We start from the raw sequence: 19,489 nt of genomic DNA, 5'->3' as shown, positions 1-19,489 counted from the left end.
TTAAATGACTCATTCGGCATCGAGGCCCTTAGTTCCTGTTTGTTCCAAAAATTCACTTAGTAGAGCACCTAAGTAGTAACGTTTCTTCGTACAAAACTGCACGACTTCGACGCCGGGGCGACCTGTTTGTATGTTTTTTCATACAAACCGAGGCTGCCGAGGACCCATAGCGCACACTTTGTACGATCTTCCATACAAAACTGGGTCCGCCGATTGTAAATAAGACGTCGATTGGACGTTTTTTCATACAAACGATGTCTGCGATGTCTGCGATGTCTGCGATGTCCGCGATGTTTGCCAAGAAAAAACAGTTACAGCTGCAGCACTGAAATGGCCTCCCCGTTGAAAGCTTCGCCGTTATCGCGGAAGCCAAAGCACTCGTAAAGCTTTTTGGCGGCAAAATTGTCCTGCTTATAGGGAATCCAGCAGCACTCCGCCGACCCTGCGGGGAAGGTACGGATAAACGCTGTTATTTGGGCCATAGCCCGCCGTCCATAACCCTTGTTCTGGTGCGCCTTGTCGATCATCAAACGCAAAATACAATAGTTGTCCACCGCAAACGACGGTTCATCGTAGCCCGTTGTTCCGTATACAATCATAACAAACCCGACCGGCTGCTCATCGGCATAAATAATAAAGGGAAAAGGCTGTGCTCCATTCGTCGCAAGCACGTAACAGGATGCCACGCTGGACAGATTGGATGCAACATATTGCCGCTGCTCCTCCGTTACCTCCAGGTTAAACATGGCGCGCCGGTTTTCCAGTGTTATCGTTCTGAGCGTAATTACCGGACTTGCAGGAGGTGTCGATTTCATAGGTATCATAGATGCCGTTTCCTTCTTTCTTTAAATGATTGCGCCGCGGTCGCACCATTAACCTTACTCATTTATCGAAAAAAGGTATAGACTGATATTTTATTTTTTTATATACTATTGTTTATCCATGCCATTTTTAGAGGTGTGGTTTTTTTATCCCCCCATCTCACCGCTTTTGTTTTCTCTTACAGCTTAGCTCCCTTCAAACGCTTACTTGGGATTTTCATTAATGTAGAGCTCGCTGGGCTGGATCTTATGCTGACCTGTATGCAGCAGCTCCGGCAAGCGTCCAATTCGTTCGGCCAAGCGGGATAGCTTCTGCTCATTAAAATTAGCTAACCCCGTATAAATCCGGTCATGGAATGGATCAATCCATCTTTCCTCCAAGCTATTGGGACCAAAATATACGCCAAGCAAAGAACCGGCAGTTGCCCCAAAGCTGTCCGTATCGTTGCCCTGCATGACCTGCTTGCAAATTCCGTCACCCACGTTTTCTGCAAATAGGAACGTATTTATTAAGGTGCCTATTTCTTGATATACTTGACAGTGCGAATAACGGCCGTATTTTTCATTAATGCTATGGTAGGCTTCCAGCCAATCGCTTGCATTCGCAACCAGCTGCAAGCAATCCTGGGCAATCTCGTAGAATCGGCTTCTTCCGGGTACAAATTGCAGAGCGGTTCTTACGATTTCAATACGATCATGAAGCACGTGAGCGACAGAAATCGCCGCGGCAATAAACATGGTCGCGTACACGCCGGTACGGCGATGGGTAAAGCTTGCGTCTCTCCATGCCAGCTCGGCGGCAAGAGCAGGTTGACCCGGGCAGGCATAGCCATAGGCATCCGAGCGAATCGCAGCTCCACAAAGCTCCGTATCCTGCACCAGGAGGTCTGGCCAAGCCTCGATTTCAGAAGGATTGAAATGGTCTTTATCATGCTCCAAATAGCTCATACCCGAGCGCAGCAAAATGGCTCTTTCCGGTCCCCAGGTGTTGATTAATGGAAGGTGATTTAACCATAGATCCCTTACATTTCTTTTCGTAAACCCGGCTCCGAACTGCTCTAGCGCGATCATTCCCATCAGTGTGTAATTAATATCGTCGTCAGGCGCGACATAAGAAATACGTCCCCGGGCCGTCTCGTACCAAGACCAATGGCGCCGGCCTAAAGCTTGTAGAGCTTCAACGGAAATATAATCGTTTAGCGGCCATTCCCCTGAAGCCATCAGCGCTTGACGCAATTCCGACAGACTGGGGTTTATCTCAATAGGCTTTCCCAGCATAGAGCCGCAAACGGATGCAAGAAACGCCGCCTCGACCCGCTTGGCGCTGTCCCTTACATTCAGAATGCCAACCTGACCGAGAGGCCGGGCCGGATCACATTCCGACCAAATCTCATCTAAATCATTTGGCTCATAGTAGGACCAATTTTCCCTCATCGGGATGACAGCCAGCTGCTGCGCGAACTCAGCATATGCGTCGTAGCTTTCCGGCAGCTGCGCCAGCTTGGCCAAGTAGCCTGAGGTTTGATGTCCCTGCTCGAATTTATTGTACAGAATCCCCTCCAGCTGGCGTTTAAGAAACGGGAGTGATGGAAGCATAGTTGTATCTCCTTCTCAGATTCCATTATTCTTTTACAGATCCCAACGTAATTCCGCTAATAAAAAATCTTTGCAAAAACGGATAAATAACTAGAACAGGCATCATGGCAATAAAAATTTTGGCTGCGTTTAATGTCTGATTGGAAAGCTCGCTCATTTTTTGAATTTGTTCCGCCGTCATGGTTTGCGCATCAATAATAACGACCAATTGCTGGATGTAGGTTTGCAACGGATACATATCGGCATTGGACATCAGAACCAGCCCGTTAAAAAACTCATTCCAATGGTACACTATGCTGAATAAAGTGACCGTTGCCAATACAGGCACAGCGACAGGCATAAAAATGTTAATAAGCATTTGCCACGGTCCCGCTCCATCTACCAACGCCGCCTCTTCCAGCTCCTTGGGAAGATTACGAAAGTAGTTGATGACAAGAATAACACTGAATACGGGAACGCTATGCCCCAATACAAGCGCCCAAATATTATTGATCAAGCCAAGTGATTTAATGGTTTGATACCAGGGAATCAGACCGCCATTAAACAGCATGGTAAACACTAATATCCACATGAATACATTACGAAAGGGCAGCACTGCCGCATTTTTGGATAATGGATATCCCAAAAGAAGGATGATAACAAAATTAAGACTCGCACCTAAGGCGACACGCTGGATCGAAATCCAGAACGAATTAAAAAACTTGCTGTCACCCATTATTTCCTGATACGCGCTCAGATTAAATCCTACCGGCCACAGCCCTACCCGCCCAGCGGAAGCCGCTGCATTTTCGCTTAACGAAACGGAGAGCGTATACCATAAGGGAAGCACGCACAATAGAGCTGTTCCGCCCAAAAACACAACAAGCAAAACATCAAATAATTTGGAGCCGAATGTTTTTTCTAAAACCATAATAATGCTCCTTTAAAAAATTCGATAGTTGGCAAACTTGGCCGCCAGGAAATACGAAGCTGCGATTAGCACAAAGCTAATAACGGATTTCAACAAGCCCATTGCCGTTGCTAGTCCATACTGCAAGTTCAATAAACCGGTTCGGTACACCCAGGTGTCGATGATATCCCCGGTTGAATAAACAAGAGGATTATAGAGGTTGAAAATTTGTTCAAAGCCGGCATTCAAAACATTGCCTAGACTTAGTACAGAGAGCAAAATAATAGTGGTCATGATGCCCGGGAGTGTAATGCTCCGCAAACGCTGCAGGCGCGACGCGCCGTCGATTGCAGCCGCTTCATATAAAGAGGGATTGATTCCCGTTAGAGCCGCTAAATAAATGATCGTGTTAAATCCAAACTCCTTCCAAACATCGCTGCCAACAATAATAAAGGGAAACAAATCAGCTCTGGCAAAAAATAAGGTTGGACTTACACCAAACATAGATAAAACAGCATTAATCGGCCCATTAAATGAAAAAATATCCAGCAAAATGCCTGAAAGAATAACCCATGATAAAAAATGGGGTAAATAAACGATGGTCTGAATCCATCTTTTTAACACAGATATACGCAATTCATTCAACAGCAAGGCAAAAACAAGCGGTACAATCAAATTCGCCACAATCTTCATCACAGCAATAAAAATGGTATTGAAAAATATGCTTTTACTATCATTAAGCGTAAACATATACTTGAAGTTTTCCAATCCGATCCACTCGGAACGCAGCATGCCTAAACCCGGATTAAAATCCTGAAAAGCGATAACGATCCCAAACATAGGCACGATGCTAAAAAGAGTCAACCAAATAAATCCGGGAAGAAGCATAAGATAATAATGCTTGGCATAACCCCTGGTCTTCATATTGCATGTCACTTCCATTCTTCCTTGGTAAGAGAAAGAGGCTGTCCGAAGAGTCAAGTGGAATAAATAACTATTCAGCAGAGAGGACCGGACGGGAAAGGGTGTCTTGAGGGCGAGTTTTTTTGTCTGCTTTTTTCCACTAAAAATAGGATCAAAATAAGGCGGACAAATAGGTTTGAAGCTTCCAAGACACCCTTTTCCGGTAGGGACCGGTTTTACTGAATAATGATTCAACGTAACAAACTTTTCAGACAGCCCTTGCGGGGTTACGGGTTTATAAGCTCATCAACTTCAGCAAGAATTTCATCGCCGCCTTGCTTCTTCCAATCGATCACAAATTGATCAAAGGAATCTAATGGAGCGGCGCCCATAATAATTTTGAGAAAGGTTTCCTTTTCCAGTTTATCTAAGGTAGCCCATTTTCTCTCCATTGTTTTGGTCTGCGAATAGGTAAGGCTGTACGTTCTCTTAAATGGCTGCTGCAATGGGGCTATGCCAACAAGCGTAGAGTACATCCGTTTCCACACGCCTATATCCGCATCAGGGTCCCAATACTGAATGTCATTGTTATCATAAGGCTCAAGCTTAACCTTCTTGACGTTTTCGGCATCTGACTTCAGCAGGTTATATCCGGGGCGGTCTACCTCGTCAGGCTGCTTCGTCCCTGCCAAAATCTCCTTCATCACATTATAGGTAACATCCATAACATCCATCGGGGCATAAACCAAACGTAATGGATAATTTCCGATGGCAACATTTACATCAAATTTGGATTCATCGCGATAAAGCAAATTTTGCATTTTAATTGCTGCCTCCGGATGCTCATAGCCCTTGCGTACAACCAGATATTGGTTTGACGGATTACCCATATGCGGAGTAAACTCGCCGTTACTATCGAGAGGTACAGCATAAGCCTGCCAATTGGCTTCCGGGTTGTTTTTGATTGCATCAGCTAAAGGCCCATATCCGCCCGACCACCATACACCAAAGTAAATACCAGCGGTACCGTTCTTAACCAGCTCCTGGGCATTTTTGCGAATGCTCATTTCCTTGTCAATTAAACCCTTGGCATAGAAGTCGCGCAGCTTAGAAAGCGCTTCCTTTGTTTCCGGCTGAATGGAGCCATACGTTGTTTTCCCCTCAGAATCCTTTATCCAAAAGCCGGGATAGGCATGAAAGGAAGAGAAGACCGGGTCAAACCCGAAATTATTGTTGTTGGGATTTAAGAAATCCGCATGGAGGTTCCCGCCTAATTGCGGGCCCGAAATTCCGACTGTATCTGCCTTTCCGTTGCCATCGGGGTCCTGCTCAACAAATGCGGTTGCCACCATTTCCAGCTCATCTATCGTTTTCGGCGGCTCCAGGCCAAGTTTATCTAACCAATCTTTACGAATCCACATGTAATGAACCATATCGGCTTCAGGCGTTACATTGGGCAAGGCATACATTTTTCCATCAACGGTGACGGATTGCATAGCAAGTCCCTTCGTTGTTTCGATGATCTCTTTGAGGGTTGGCGAAGCATATTTATTAAATGCCTCAGTTAAATCCTCCAGCTGGCCGCTTTTAACCATTTGCCGAAATTGCGTCTCTTTTACGACCATAGCATCCGGCAAGTCATTGCTGGCAATGGATAAATTAATTTTTTGCTCAAAATCTTTACCGGCAGCCGCCTGCCAAACAATCTTTGTATCTACGTTCAATTGCTCTTTAACATGGCGGGTGTACTGGTTGTTTTCAGGAGAATCTCCCGCTGGAAGGCTCTTATCCGTCGCATCAATTTCTTTTCCGATTCGAATGGTTACCGGTTCCTGGAATTTGCCGAACGGATCTTCTTGCGTGTAAGTCTCACTTGGCTTTACTTCTCCCGTTGCAGGATTGGGTTCATTGGAAGGCCCCGAATTACTGCATGCAGGTAAGATGACTAACATCGTTGCAAGTAACAGCTGAAATCTCTTTTTTATTCTGCTCATGCGTGTCCCCTCTTTCGCATTTGAATTTGTCTGCAACTAAAAGTTAACACACAAAAGCTTCTTGTTTAGATAGACGGAAGTACCGTAAATAGAGAGATAAATGACCGGAGATTAGCCACGTATTACGCTCCCTTTATGCAGCTTTCGCACAATCCTCTCCTATAGAACGGTCATATCTCTACCTATTGCTGCTCTCTAGCGTGCATTTGCCGGTATTTACTCGGAAGCATTCCCGTCTGCTCGCGAAAGGTTCGGCTAAAATATTTTTCATCCGCATAACCAACGCTTTCTGCGATCCATTGAACTGTTTTGTTGGTATACAGCAAATATTCCTTTGCTTTTTCCATACGCACCTGACGTAAATAATCGCTAAAATTGCTACCGGCAATTTCTTTAAAGCATTGGCTAAAGTAGCTCCGGCTCATATTGACCCTCTTTGCAAGATTAACCGCTGTTATCTGCTGGCTCATTTCGTCATGAGCAATTTGGACAGCTTTAAGAATACATTCCACAACCTCTTGGGAGAATGAAGGTCTAATTATGGCTTTACGGATCGTATTGCGTATAGTTATACACCAGGAATAAACATGTTCCCAGGAATCAAATGAATCCGGCAGCTTGATTTTGTCCACACCAACGGAATAAAACAAAAGATTCCATTTATCAATTAACGAATACAGCAAGCCTAACAGCATAGCTTGAGGTAAGCGCATCAGCTTCAAAGCATGGAGATGCTCATGAAATACGCCGTCCTGATAAATCCATTCATTCGATGACCATTGCTCCTTCAAACGATCCATGCTTTCCTCAGACCGTACCTGCTTGTGGCTGTCAGCCTCTTGAAGCGAAAGAGACCCAACGCCAGAATCCGGCACATAGTCGTAAAAGAAATCTTTGTCTCTATATTCTCTTAGCCGCCGATGAACATCCTTATCATGCTTGCCCATAAGACCGCTCAGCCTAATCAGGCTCCAGCCCGGCTTTGTTCCCATTTCCTTTAAAAGCCGTTCCAGCCACAATTGATTCGACTGCTCCAACGGCTGCGTCCAAAACCACAGATTAGTATCCGCCTCAATCATGGATATGTCTGATTTATCGTGCCACTCCTTTATCCAGTACTCTCGAGTCGTTTTGTTTACGGACAACAAGACAAACCCCGTATCTATAGAAATACTCTCATTTGCATTGTAATCTCGTCTTGGTTCTTCCATCATTCGGTTATAAATTCTTTCAAGCACTTCCTCAAAGCAATCCTTTTCAAGCTGAACTTTAGCAATATAATCAATTGCGCCTAATCGGAGCGCCTCCTGGATATACTCAAAATCTTGATGAAGCGTCAAAACGACCGTATAGACATGCGGGAATTCTTTTCGAGCCCTTCTAATTAGTTCAACACCTGACATTACGGGCATAGCTAAATCGGTTAGCATTAAATCAACGTTATGGGATTCTAAAAATTCCAACGCTTTTAATCCATTGCTTGCTTCACCAACAACCTCCATGCCAAACTTCTTCCAGGGCATTACAGAAATTAACCCCTTGCGGACTAAATTATCATCGTCAACAACCATCACTTTAATCATGATTTGGTTCAACCTCCACGAGAGGAATTCGTAACAAAACACTCGTCCCTTTTCCCAGCACGCTATTAATGTTCAACTCTGCCCGTTCGCCATATTGGGATTCAATGATACGCTTCACATAGCTCATCCCTATCCCCATGCCAACCTTGTTATTTTCAACCTCCGAGCTATTCAGCAGTTTATCAATGGTTTCCTCTGACATTCCCGCACCGTTATCATGAATGGAAATATGGATCATTTGCGATAACGTTACATTAACCCGTATGAAGCCTTCATCGTTTAAACCATGATAAAGCGAGTTTTCTACAATTGGCTGCAGGATGAACCGCGGAATCGGCATTTTTAATACTTCTTCATCTATATGAATCTGTACATCAAACTGAAAATTATAACGAATTTGCTGCAAAATCAGATATTGCTTCAAGGCCTCGAGCTCTTCCTGAATGGTCGAGGATTTTCCTAGCTTGCCTAAATTATAATGGAGCAGCTTATTTAACGATGATACCAGCCTGTCAATTTCATTCTGCCCATTCATGACCGCCAGCCAATGTACAGTATCCAGCGTATTCATCAAAAAATGAGGATTGATCTGGTAAAGCAGCTTTTCGACTTCAAGATTTGCTCTGCTTCTCTCCTTCTGCTCAACCTCCGCAAACAAATCCCAAATCTGCACTTTCATTTGCCTAAATTGATCCAGGAGGAAGTCAAACTCTGGTATTTTTGTTTTTGCTATTCCCGTCTGGGTACCGTTTTGAGACATCAGTTTAATTTCTTTATTGAAGCCGCTTAATGGCCGATATACCATTTTCCACAATAGCCAAGCCAAAAATAAACTCATGCCCAAAAAGATGACCGAAAATAATAAAATTTGAACAAACCATTGATTCATCTCTTTGTTATATTCTGCTTTTGGGATCACAGAAACAATGCTCCAGCCTTGGCTACCAACCTTCCTGAACCATTTATATCCCTCATATGTGCCAGAAGCTTCCTTTTCTTCAAAGCCAGGGAACGTTGTATTTAATGCAAATGTCTCTGGTACCTCGCTATACGTTATTTTGCCGTCATTATCAAGAAATATATGGTAGCTCTCTCCCCCGGTTCGATCATTATTAAGAATGTTTTGCGTTAAGCGCAATCCTGTTTCGATATAAACATATACATCATCCCGAGTGGGCAGCTCGACTTTTCTTAAAGCAGACAATACGTATTGATTATCGAAACGGTTATTGCTTACATGCGGGCCATAATAGGAAATTCCTGAGTATTGGGCAAGCAGCGGCAATTTCTCTGGAAAAAAATCCTCTCTGACTCCGGAATTTTCAAGATCATAGGAATGGTCATTCTGAAAATAATACAATGTTAATCCAATGCTGGGGTTCGTAAAGGTGATAAGGCTTAATTGCTCCTTCAGATTGCTTATCATTTTGTAGCGTTCAAAGGGCTTGCGCTCCTTACTTGCCAGCAATTCATCCAATTTCTTGCCTACGCTGCCTTCAAAAGCAAGCTGTTGCGAAACATGATTTAAGTTGCTGATGGTGTTTTCTAACGAAAGCTCAACTTGAGTTAAATTGCTTTGAATGCCGCTTTGAATTTTGTTGGTCAGAATGGAATAGATAGTGTAATAGGATATGAGGCCAATACTAATAAACGGGACGAGCGTGCTAAGTAAAAAGATATATATAATTCTCTTTTTCAAGGTTAAATAATCATAAAAAAATGATGTTAACCTGTTCTTCATGCCATAAAACATATAAATGCACGCCCCTATAACAAATGGATTGTGAATCAATCCTGACAAAAATGATTTATTAATAACTTTATAGCGCAAATAACTAAAAACGGCAAAGCCTTATTTATGCAGCTTTGCCGTTTTCGATATAAAAAATGATTATTGTCTCTGTTATCAATTTTTCACTCTGTTAATTAGCCGTTAAGGCCGGGCCGAGGTCCCGTCGGGAAGACGAGCCAGCGTCCAGGCGGGAAGCACGTTTTCACATGGAAACCTGGCAGCCATTTTTTCATCCATATCAATGCCGAGTCCTGGTTTCTCGTTGGGATATACGTACCCGTTCCTAGCTTCCGGTATTCCGGAGAATACTTCGTAAACCTCGTCCTTAAAGCCATTCCATTCCTGTATGCCGAAATTGATGGCACTGACATCCAGATGAACATTTGCCGCATGTCCGACAGGCGAAACATCGCCAGGGCCATGCCATGCCGTACGAATGCCATAGGCTTCACAAAGCGAAATCAGCTTGCGGGCTGGAGTGATTCCGCCAATCTGGCTGACGTGAATGCGAATAAAGTCGATTAAACGTTCCGTGATTAACGGCATCCATTCGTTTGGATTGTTAAACAGCTCGCCCATCGCGACAGGTGTTGTTGTATGCTGGCGAATATGCTTAAACCATTGTATTTGCTCCGGAGGCAGCGCATCCTCCAAATAAAACAGCTGGAATTTCTCTAGCTGCTTAGCGAAGCCTACCGCATCAATTGGCGTCAGCCGTTCATGGACATCATGGATAAGCTCTGCCTCCCAGCCAATAGTGCTCCGTAAGTGCTCGAACATTTCAATAATGCCTCTCATATATGCCTTAGGATCATAGTAAATACCGTCCAGCGCTTGGTCGGGCTTCACCATTTTTTGATCGCGGCCACCATACAAGCCCATTTGACAACGAATATAACGATAACCCTCGTCCAGACATTTACGCACATTGTTTTCTACTTCTTCTTTGCTGCCGCCATCGGCATGCTTATAGATTGCCGCCCCCTCGCGGCACTTGCCGCCAAGCAGCTGATAAACCGGCAGCCCCGCAATTTTGCCCTTGATATCCCAAAGGGCCATGTCTACTCCGGACAATGCATTGTTAAATTCCGGCCCGTTTCTCCAATATCCGCTGACCATTGCAGTCTGCCAAATATCCTCGATGCGGTGCACATCCTTACCCAGCAAAAACGGTTTCAAGTAATCCTCAATAGCGGAGGCTACAGTCAAATAACGCTGAGTAAATGTAGCACAGCCCAGGCCATACAAACCAGGCTCTGAGGTTTCAATTTTTATAACGACCAGATTAATGCCCTCTGGAGCAGTCAAGATGGCTTTTACATCGCGGATTGTAATCATATATGTTCTCCTTTAATCCTATATGTTGGCAGGGGGCTAGGCCGCCGCGAGGAAGGATCTTCCGATCGCAGTTGTTTCCAGATTTCTTGATTGTATTTGTATAATGTAGAAATCCGGAAACACAAGCGAACACTCCGCTTCTCCAGAACCATCCTCACTTTGGCCTGCAGCTGCCAGTTTTTAGTTGAACTTATGTTGTTCAATTTATAACTATCAATCGATCCATATTAACAAGGTAACATATAAAAGCCTTCTCCGAGGTAGACGCAGGTACCGCGTTTAGAGCGGTAATTGACCGGAAAAAGGCAAGACTTAGCGGCTTATCTTGTAATATTCCTGCAATTATCTACCTATCCACCGGTCATCTTTCTACCTGATCTATAGAATACATTGCTGGAGCTTAGCCAAGGGGCAGCGGAATCGTTGTCCTGTTTAATGACTTGCTGTCCGGATTGGCGAAAGCAGATATATAGCCGATTCAATGGCATCGCTTGGTTGGATAATGAGGGGACTCCAACTCCCGGTATACCTCAGGATCACAAACATGCTTTTCATGGAGCGCAGAATATCAAGCAAAAACCCGCTGTTCAAAGCTAATGCAAAGTTTTCCCCGCTTCTATCCGTTAAGCTGACCTCATCTCTGACATCGCCTATTTCCGCCGTTTTGGACAATAAAAAAAGCGCCTTGCCTGCTGTCGACAGCTGTAAAATACCTTCTCCCGCCAAAACCGCCGCTCGTTCTACCGCATGAAGGAAAGCTGCCGTTTCCGTTATGGCCTCCGAAAGATACCTCTTTGGTATAATACTCTGGACAACGGGATAGGCGCCTTCAATCAACGCCGACTGAATCAGCAGATTTTGGGCCGAGAAACAAATCTGGTTACTGCTAATTCCGATTGTGGCCGCGCTATCCGCATCCTGGAGCAGCTTGGCTGCCTCAGCGGCATTTTTTCCCGGCACAATTGCGCTGAAGCCCTCGCATCCCTGATGTTCATGCTGAATTATTCGGGATGCCAGCCGAACTCCGTCCGTAGCCGTCAGATGAAGCCCTTTATCTCCCCATTCAAAATAAATCCCGCTCAAAACCGGCCTGCTCTCGGAGGTAGAGACAGATGGGAACACCTGCCTGACAGATTCACTCAACAGTTCAGCCGGAATGCTAAACGACGTTAAGAAAGCCGAGCCTTTTGCACCCCGGATTGGTGGAAACTCCGACGCGTCCATGCCGCATAACGAAATGTGCGATTTCCCTGACGTAATGGTAAGCTTCAACCCTTCTAATATCTCCAAACCTATCCACTCATCGGTGCATCTCCGGATAATATCGTAGAAATAGCGCGCCGGTACAACGATGGCCCCGCTCCTGCGGACCGTCACTCCCCTGTCCCCTTGATGTATTTTATATTGAATGCTCATGCTGGAGCTGCTCCCTGTAATAATCAGCTCCTCCGGCAGCGCCTGAATGCTTATCCCCGTCAGGATAGGGTATGGACTGTTAGCCGACACCGCTCTCAATACGAGCTGGAGCGCTTTTACAAGGCAATCCTTAACGACATAAACCAACACGGCATTTACCTACCCTTCAGAGTGGGATGCAGAAAAATAATTCTCCAGCATATGACGAAGCGCTTCCGAACGGGATAATTGCCGGCTTGAGCAATGCTCCTCCAGCTTCTCCCATATCTCCTCCGTTAAGGTGATGGAAACTTTTTTTGTGACGCCAATGCTTTTTCTGCCGGCGCCCTCACGAAGACCTCCTTTTGTCGATAAAAAACCTAATTGGCCTTCTTTATTGGAAACGCCGATTTTTATTTTGTCGCTCAACTTCCGCTCACACCCTTTTATTGATTTAAGTTACCTAAATCTAATTGCCTATATTAAGTCTAGCACACCCATTCGCACCTTACAATAACTGCCTTTGCACTAAAACAAATCTTTTTGTACAGCAAAAAAGGCCATCCTGACGGACAACCCCTTCTGATGACCAAAGGCTGACGACAGTGGTCGTCAGCCTTAACTATTTTTCCTACAATACCAGCCTCAATGCTTCTTACTTCACTGCTGCCACTCGCGCAACGATGCGGTTGTTTTCATAAGTGAGGGTTACCTCATATCCGGGGGCCGTTACGGAAGCAAATTGGCCTTTAATTTTATCTGCCGTCATCAGAGTAAATTCCGCGGAATCGCCAATGTTGAGGTTAGAGAAATCCAGATTCAGATTTCCGCCCTCCAGATAAAGAGTTCCTCCCACCTTCACTTGACTGCTGTCCTGGTCCATCCCCAGCGTTAAAGCACCCGCATTCATCGTGAAATGACCGTCAATATTCAAGCTGCCGGCGGTCCGAACCTCAACCGTTCCGTTCTCTACATAAAGATCGCCTTTGCCAAAAGCAGTGGCAGATTCCGCTACCAGCGTGCCGCCTTCCAGCACGGTTCCTCCCGTATAGCTGTTGTTTCCTGTCAGGACAAGCGTTCCTGTGCCTTGCTTCGTGAGCATGCCAGTGCCGCCAATGTTATTTCTCCACCAGTCCTTGGCATTGAATCTTCCTTTGGATGCATCCATATTTACCGTCACATTGTCCAGGAATGCGCCATATCCGTCCGCCGCCATAACGAGATCGATTCTGCCCCAGCCATTGGATTCGTCGATTACCGGGTAACCGGAATCCAGCTCGGTTGTGTACAACACCTCTCTGCGCTGTTCAGCCGTCAAATAAGGCTGGCGCATTTCCAGCAGAACCTCTGCACCTTCGGGCACAACAGGGGCCAGACCTTTTACGCCGGTTTGCGGAATGCCTGACGTCATTTTTTCGCGGTAAAAGGCTTTGTTGGCTTCATGGTTTTCCCATTTCGTTGGACCATACGCGGTTTCAAAGGTATAAGGCTCCGTTACGGTATGGGCATACTCATACAAGCTCATGCCTTTTGCTTCAGCCAAAGCGCCAAATACTTCTCCTGTGTTCTTATAGGCGTTATCCAGAACTTCCCTGCTCTGAGGAAGATGCAGCGCATAAGCAGCCATCGCCGTAGACATTATTCTTCCGCCAATAACATCAAACGGGGAATGCATGCCGGTGACGATCCGATTTTCGCCATATTGAGCAGAACGCGTTAAAAATTCAGAGTATCGTTCCGGGATAGCAAAGGCAAAAGGAAACGCAGATAGATACCCCGCATTTGTATGTCCGCTTGGGAAGGCTCCATCCTTCCCGGCCCCTTCCTCCGCCGCTCTTTTTACATATTCAAGGGCAGGAATGATTTTGACGTTTGTTTCATATTGCTGGTAATTCTTTTTCCCGCTTGTTTTTCTGCCGCCTGTCGGCAACGCTTCTTCAACCTTGGCGCCGCTGCCGATGGAGGTCCAGACAGCAAGGCCGTTTTCATCAACCACTTCCTTGACCTCTCCCTGAGCATTCATTCTCCAAGGTCTTGGCGAAGAATAGAAGTATTTGGCCGGATTAGATGAAGCAGGGATTTTGTAGCGCACCATATCGACCAACTTCACCAAATCAGCCAGCTCGGTAGTTTCCCAGTTGGAGCCTAGGCCTATTCCTTGATTTTCGTCCTCCGCTGTTTCTTCCTCCAGCACCGTATTCATCTCGCTGATATCCCGTACAACTGCGGTGGTCGCTCCTACTGTGTCAACATACGTATTGGCCAACGGGCCTAACGCGTCCAAAACGCCGTAAATTTTATCCCGCTGATCATCATAATACGCAGCTAAAGCCTCCTCATCCGTCCGGTTTTGCGTCGCATTTTCTACATACCTGATATTAGCGACCCAGGCCTCCGGGTTTCTGATTTCTGCATTCGCAAACGTTTTTTTGTTTGCTACAATGGCGTTTGGATCATTCTTGTACCCGTCAAAATATACCTCAGGCCCATCTCCGTATTTAGCCGTTCTTCCGTTTTCTCCAATCGTTGCTGCGGTCCCGTCTGTCCAGGTTGGCTGGTTCAGCGACCAGACCTTGTCAAAGCCGCCGAGAATGTTAATAAAGGGATTGGTTGCAGCAATATCCTTTGTGGCGCTGTCACCCGCAAGAGCCCCGTTTTTAATGACAGGCAAAGGAAGCGAAACCGTTGGCGGAGCAACATTCAGTTCATTGGTTGTTCCAACTGGCTTGGCCGGCTTGGAAATCACGCTGCCGCCGGGAATGGACGGACCGGGATTAAAGACTGGCGGGTTTGCGGTTGCGCCAGGAGCCGGAGTTGCCGTTTGGGTTGGCTCTGGCTTTACTTCTTCACTGGGAGCAGGGCTTGGGGTTAAAGCCTCCTGGTAATCCAAAGCATTATCCAAAGCGGCAACGGCTTCTGCGCGCGTCATTTGCTTGAGCGGTCTAAACGTTTGATCCCCGAACCCAACCATAATAGCCGAACCGGCTACCGCCCCGACATAACCTTTGCTCCATGCTGCAATAGAAGCTGCATCCCTGAAGGCATTAGCCATATCCTCATCCGGCTCCAATTGGTTGATCGACGCTATAATTTTGGCAGCTTCCTGACGTGTGATCGGATTTTGCGGCCGCATAGTAGCATCGCTATAACCGCTCATATAGCCTGCAGCGCGGGCAATGGATACCGCCTCGTAAAACCACGCATCCTTAGGGACGTCAGTAAAGCTGATGTCGGCTTCTTCCGTAAAATGAAAGGACGTATTAACCAGACTCATAAATTCCGCTCTAGTCATGTAATTGTCCGGCTTGAAGGAACCGTCCTGATACCCCCGGACCAAGCCCTCATTAATCCAGTCCTGTATTTTTGCCTCTGCCCAGTGTCCTTTAATATCAGGAGCCTGACCTGTTTTATTTGCGGCGAAGCTTTCGCCATGGAATGTTGGGATAACTATAGATAGCGCTACAAGCAATGCCAATGCCCTTTTACCTTTTGAACCTTTAGACAACGTGATCCTCTCCTTGGCCTTTGTTGTTTTTCTGCTGCACCTTGACGATCAGCCTGAACCGATCATCCTTGCAGGTACGCTGTTAATGTAGCATTGGCGAGGTCCGTCATCTATAGAACGATTTCCGTTTTATATGAATATTGTACGATCTGCTTGTATTCCGGTAGAAAAATCGTATGCTGCTGGCGGGAATGGGTAAGGTTTTTCTTTTCAAGGAGGGGAAAAGCTGTTAGGATAGTGTCTATCTGCTTTAGCAGCCGCGGTTCGAAACTATCCCGCGTTACCAAAACTATAGGAGGCTTTTTTGTTATGTTTAATTTCGTTTGGGGCATTTTCTTTATGCTCGCTCACTTCGGCCTGTTTCTGCTGTGCTACCGTTTTTTCGGCAAAAAAGGGCTTTACGCCTGGATCGGCTTTGCCACGGTTATCGCCAATATTCAGGTTGCCAAAACGATCGAGATGTCTATCGGCACCTTCGGCATCGTCATGACGCTGGGCAATACCATCTATACCTCAATCTACATGTCCACGGATTTGCTCAATGAAAAATTTGGGCAGAAGGCGGCTAAGCAAGCTGTATGGTTCGGATTTTTTACCCTTATTTCTTCCACGATCCTGATGCAAATGACGCTTGGTTTTGTTCCGCAGGCAGAGGATTTTGCCCATGAGCCGATGAAGGCGTTGTTCGGTTTTCTCCCGCAGGTTGCGGCGGGAAGCATGTGCGCGTATTTTGTCAGCCAGTTTCTGGACGTGCGCGTTTTCAGCTATCTGAAAAAGAAGTTTCCGGTGCGCAATCAATTCTGGATTCGGATAAACGGCAGCTCGCTTGTCAGTCAGTTGGTTGATTCGCTTGTGTTTTGCAGCATTGCTTTTTACAAAATCCATTCCTTCGATATCTGGATTCAAATTTTCCTGACGACTTATCTGCTGAAGCTGCTCATTTCCTTCCTGGCTACGCCAGTGCTCTATTGGGCTAGAAATATGAAGGTTTCCGAGGACTAAATAATGGCCCGGCTAAAAGGGAGCCTTTGACTCCTTGGGCTTTAACATAGGACGAAGGCGGGGCTGTTTTTTCTTCCCGAAACACAAAACAGCCCCCGGAATAATACCGGGAGCCGCTTAACAGAGCAGATTTAGGGAATAAAGCCAGGATTAGAGCCTGACCGGTTTCTGGCTTACCTCTCTGTCGCGCCTGTTCTGAACATTTCGCCTTCCATTACGGGACTTTCTTTTGCCGTGATATGGCGCGGAACAAGCCGGCAAACTTGAACAGGCCCGCCGAATACCGCCGATCTGTACTTGTCGACATGCTGCTTGGACAAAGGCCGGTTATAATAGCCCGGCACGTATTTATTCAGCATTTCCTGAAGGACGCCGGTAGCCTCGTCCAAATCCGCGATGGGCTCTGCTTGTCCAAAGAGCATGACGCTCATATAGGCGGTATCCGTTTTAGCGGGCACTGGATCGGCAATGGTGCCGTATTCCTCGCAAACCGTAAAGCACACCTCAGAGTTTTCGCTCATGACCCGATTGCGTCTTCCGTCTCCCGCTCCGTGAAAATAAAGCTTGCCATCCATCCACACATAATTAAGCGGCACAACATAAGGGGCATTGCCGTCAGCCAGCCCAAGATAGCCGATTCTTGTCCGCTTCAAAAAAGCATCAATCTTCTCCTGATCCTTACATTCTCTTACCTTATAACGAACGGTATCTATTTTAAACAGCTCCTCTCACCCTACAACCTTCCACTCCCGGCATCAATAGTTTGCAAAGCCTGAGTGTTTATTTCGGTAGTATAGCAGTGATTGGCAGTTGCTAAAATATCCAAAGATGATCATTTTGAACAATCCATAATCTTACGCTTTATTGGTGATCATCGTATGAGCCTTACTCAAATTGGACCTGAAATAGGTCGTAAAGCTCCAGTGTTGATAACGCTGCGGCACCTCTATCTCATCCATACTTTTTTCACTTTGAACGGCATCTTGCACAAGCGCCATAATATCGGCTATATCCCCCTTCACCTCATAAAGCTCCTGCAGGGAGCATACTTCTCCATGCCCCGGAACTATGGCTTCAATATCCAACTGCTCGACCTGCTCCAGAATATCCAGCCAATCCTGCGGATGGGCATTCGTTAACACCGGATGATGCTTGGAGAGCACCAAGTCTCCTATGATCAAGATTTTGTCTTGGGGAATGTAAATGATGGTGTCACTTTGCGAATGCCCGCCGCCAAAGGTGAGGAGCTGAGCGCTGCGCTTGCTGCCATAAATCGTCAATTGCCGATCAAAGGTTAAATTCGGCGGAGATAGCACTAGAGCGGGGAGAGATTTCATATATTCACGGTCGCTGGCATGCTCCCATGTCATTTCCATTTTCAGCTTTTCATTGCTTTCTTTTTGTATATTTCCTTCAAGCTCGTCGATAGCCTGAAGCAGCTGCTCCGGGTTTTCCTGAAAACGGGCTAACCGCTCTCTGGCAAACGTGTCCATAACCTCGCGGGTAACGGCTGTTGAAATGATTGGCGACACGGGGGAAAACACCTGATTTCCAGAGGTATGGTCGCTGTGCCAATGCGTGTTGATGACATACGATACCGGCTTTCCTGTTATGTATTCCGCCGCTGCTTTTAAATCCTCCGCTGCCTGGATTGTTGCGAAGGTATCTACCACCATTGCAATATCGCCCAAATCAATAATGGACGCGTTCCCCACAGCGCCGCTTCCCGGAGCCGCTATCGCCGCAATGACGGAATCAGCGACGTAATGGAGCCGGAAATGGGTGGAGCCTTGAAATGATTCAATCCTGTTTTTCATGGTTGCCTCTCCCTTCCAATATGGGAATAAATTATAAGCCAAATGGCTGGGGCAGACAATCATTTTTTTAGGTTACGATTACGGTAGGCGTCGCCCAATATCCCCGCGATGCAAAAAGCGAGCAGACGCTTAACCGCGCTGCCAGTGCTGCGCTTATGACGGCAAAGGAAATGGGGCGCAATCAGGTAGCCTTGGCCCCCAACGAGGAGATGGTTATGAAATCCTGCTACTATCCTTCAACCGCTGTGCGCCAATTAAAAATACTCGCCGAGCAACTGAAAAAGAAAGAATCTGTCTTGCTCCGCGAAGCCTTAAACGACCTGCTGAGGAAATATGATAACCAATAAAGAGACTAGGACGTGTCTGAAAACCCGCTTGAGGTCATCTTGCACCGCCTTTTCTCCCCCTGCTGCGTCAGTTTTGCTTGACTTACCCCCGGTAAGCCTGCACAAAACTTCCTTGTAGGGAACGAAAATTCGGCACAACCTGTTCCTCTCGGAGTATTCNCCCGCTTGAGGTCATCTTGCACCGCCTTTTCTCCCCCTGCTGCGTCAGTTTTGCTTGACTTACCCCCGGTAAGCCTGCACAAAACTTCCTTGTAGGGAACGAAAATTCGGCACAACCTGTTCCTCTCGGAGTATTCAGACACGCCCTAGTATTATCATTAAGTAACGAAAGAGGAATGGATGTTGCTTTTTTCATAACATTCTGACAAAATGTATTTAGTTGTTAGGTATGCGTAACTGGCGAAACGTGGAGTACCACGGGGGAGCGCATACTTCATATGGCCGGTCGCCTGGGCAGAGGTAAGGAGATATTCTCCTTGCCTCTTTCTGTTTTTTAACAAACTGAGA

At 46.2% G+C, this 19,489-nt stretch carries 15 protein-coding genes and 1 riboswitch; of the genes, 2 read left to right on the top strand and 13 right to left on the bottom strand.

Annotation, left to right across the window (positions count from 1 at the left end; genetic code table 11):
- Positions 1 to 311: 311 nt before the first annotated feature.
- The 11 genes from A7K91_RS25895 to A7K91_RS27355 all read right to left on the bottom strand — a co-directional run bounded on the left by A7K91_RS25895 (position 312) and on the right by A7K91_RS27355 (position 15,816).
- Positions 312 to 824 (bottom strand): GNAT family N-acetyltransferase, encoded by a 513-nt coding sequence (locus A7K91_RS25895; RefSeq protein ID WP_245697825.1) that lies wholly within the window; start codon positions 822 to 824, stop codon positions 312 to 314.
- Positions 825 to 1,025: 201 nt separating this feature from the next.
- Positions 1,026 to 2,417 (bottom strand): ADP-ribosylglycohydrolase family protein, encoded by a 1,392-nt coding sequence (locus A7K91_RS25890; RefSeq protein WP_068687365.1) that lies wholly within the window; start codon positions 2,415 to 2,417, stop codon positions 1,026 to 1,028.
- 25 nt (positions 2,418 to 2,442) lie between these two features.
- Complete coding sequence (locus tag A7K91_RS25885) at positions 2,443 to 3,327, bottom strand: carbohydrate ABC transporter permease (RefSeq protein ID WP_068687364.1); 885 nt, start codon at positions 3,325 to 3,327, stop codon at positions 2,443 to 2,445.
- A gap of 12 nt (positions 3,328 to 3,339) precedes the next feature.
- Positions 3,340 to 4,230 carry an ABC transporter permease gene (locus A7K91_RS25880; protein ID WP_068687363.1) on the bottom strand — a complete coding sequence of 297 codons (891 nt, stop codon included), beginning with the start codon at positions 4,228 to 4,230 and terminating at the stop codon, positions 3,340 to 3,342.
- 266 nt (positions 4,231 to 4,496) lie between these two features.
- Positions 4,497 to 6,203, bottom strand: a complete 1,707-nt coding sequence (locus A7K91_RS25875; RefSeq protein WP_068687362.1) for an extracellular solute-binding protein — start codon at positions 6,201 to 6,203, stop codon at positions 4,497 to 4,499.
- Between the two features lie 182 nt (positions 6,204 to 6,385).
- On the bottom strand, positions 6,386 to 7,786 hold the full coding sequence (locus A7K91_RS25870; RefSeq protein WP_068687361.1) for a response regulator transcription factor: 1,401 nt from the start codon (positions 7,784 to 7,786) through the stop codon (positions 6,386 to 6,388).
- Positions 7,779 to 9,527: a sensor histidine kinase gene (locus A7K91_RS25865; RefSeq protein WP_068687400.1), complete on the bottom strand. Its 1,749-nt coding sequence runs from the start codon at positions 9,525 to 9,527 to the stop codon at positions 7,779 to 7,781. Before A7K91_RS25865 ends, A7K91_RS25870 begins: the two co-directional genes overlap by 8 nt.
- 192 nt (positions 9,528 to 9,719) lie before the next feature.
- On the bottom strand, positions 9,720 to 10,916 hold the full coding sequence (locus A7K91_RS25860; protein ID WP_068687360.1) for an enolase C-terminal domain-like protein: 1,197 nt from the start codon (positions 10,914 to 10,916) through the stop codon (positions 9,720 to 9,722).
- A gap of 432 nt (positions 10,917 to 11,348) precedes the next feature.
- A complete protein-coding gene (gene dnaN / locus A7K91_RS25855) occupies positions 11,349 to 12,482 on the bottom strand; it encodes a DNA polymerase III subunit beta (RefSeq protein WP_068687359.1) in 1,134 nt (377 codons plus the stop codon).
- 9 nt (positions 12,483 to 12,491) lie between these two features.
- On the bottom strand, positions 12,492 to 12,740 hold the full coding sequence (locus tag A7K91_RS25850) for a ribbon-helix-helix domain-containing protein (RefSeq protein ID WP_068687358.1): 249 nt from the start codon (positions 12,738 to 12,740) through the stop codon (positions 12,492 to 12,494).
- Between the two features lie 226 nt (positions 12,741 to 12,966).
- Positions 12,967 to 15,816, bottom strand: a complete 2,850-nt coding sequence (locus A7K91_RS27355; RefSeq protein ID WP_068687357.1) for an S-layer homology domain-containing protein — start codon at positions 15,814 to 15,816, stop codon at positions 12,967 to 12,969.
- A gap of 309 nt (positions 15,817 to 16,125) precedes the next feature.
- Here A7K91_RS27355 and A7K91_RS25840 point away from each other — a divergent pair, with 309 nt between their 5' ends.
- Positions 16,126 to 16,818 carry a queuosine precursor transporter gene (locus tag A7K91_RS25840; RefSeq protein ID WP_068687356.1) on the top strand — a complete coding sequence of 231 codons (693 nt, stop codon included), beginning with the start codon at positions 16,126 to 16,128 and terminating at the stop codon, positions 16,816 to 16,818.
- A 173-nt stretch (positions 16,819 to 16,991) separates the two neighbouring features.
- Here A7K91_RS25840 and A7K91_RS25835 read toward each other — a convergent pair whose 3' ends face one another.
- Both A7K91_RS25835 and A7K91_RS25830 read right to left on the bottom strand, forming a co-directional pair.
- Positions 16,992 to 17,531, bottom strand: coding sequence for a pyridoxamine 5'-phosphate oxidase family protein (locus A7K91_RS25835; RefSeq protein WP_068687355.1), 540 nt, complete (start codon positions 17,529 to 17,531; stop codon positions 16,992 to 16,994).
- A 141-nt stretch (positions 17,532 to 17,672) separates the two neighbouring features.
- Complete coding sequence (locus tag A7K91_RS25830) at positions 17,673 to 18,635, bottom strand: MBL fold metallo-hydrolase (protein ID WP_068687354.1); 963 nt, start codon at positions 18,633 to 18,635, stop codon at positions 17,673 to 17,675.
- Between the two features lie 155 nt (positions 18,636 to 18,790).
- Between A7K91_RS25830 and A7K91_RS26655 the strand changes: the two genes are divergently transcribed.
- Complete coding sequence (locus A7K91_RS26655) at positions 18,791 to 18,982, top strand: ribbon-helix-helix domain-containing protein (RefSeq protein WP_156739816.1); 192 nt, start codon at positions 18,791 to 18,793, stop codon at positions 18,980 to 18,982.
- A gap of 382 nt (positions 18,983 to 19,364) precedes the next feature.
- A riboswitch (ZMP/ZTP riboswitch) is annotated at positions 19,365 to 19,444 on the top strand.
- Positions 19,445 to 19,489: the final 45 nt, after the last annotated feature.

Origin of the sequence: Paenibacillus oryzae (assembly GCF_001675045.1) — a bacterium.
In the GTDB taxonomy this organism is placed as follows: domain Bacteria; phylum Bacillota; class Bacilli; order Paenibacillales; family Paenibacillaceae; genus Pristimantibacillus; species Pristimantibacillus oryzae.
This window is presented reverse-complemented; position numbering and strand designations above follow the sequence as displayed.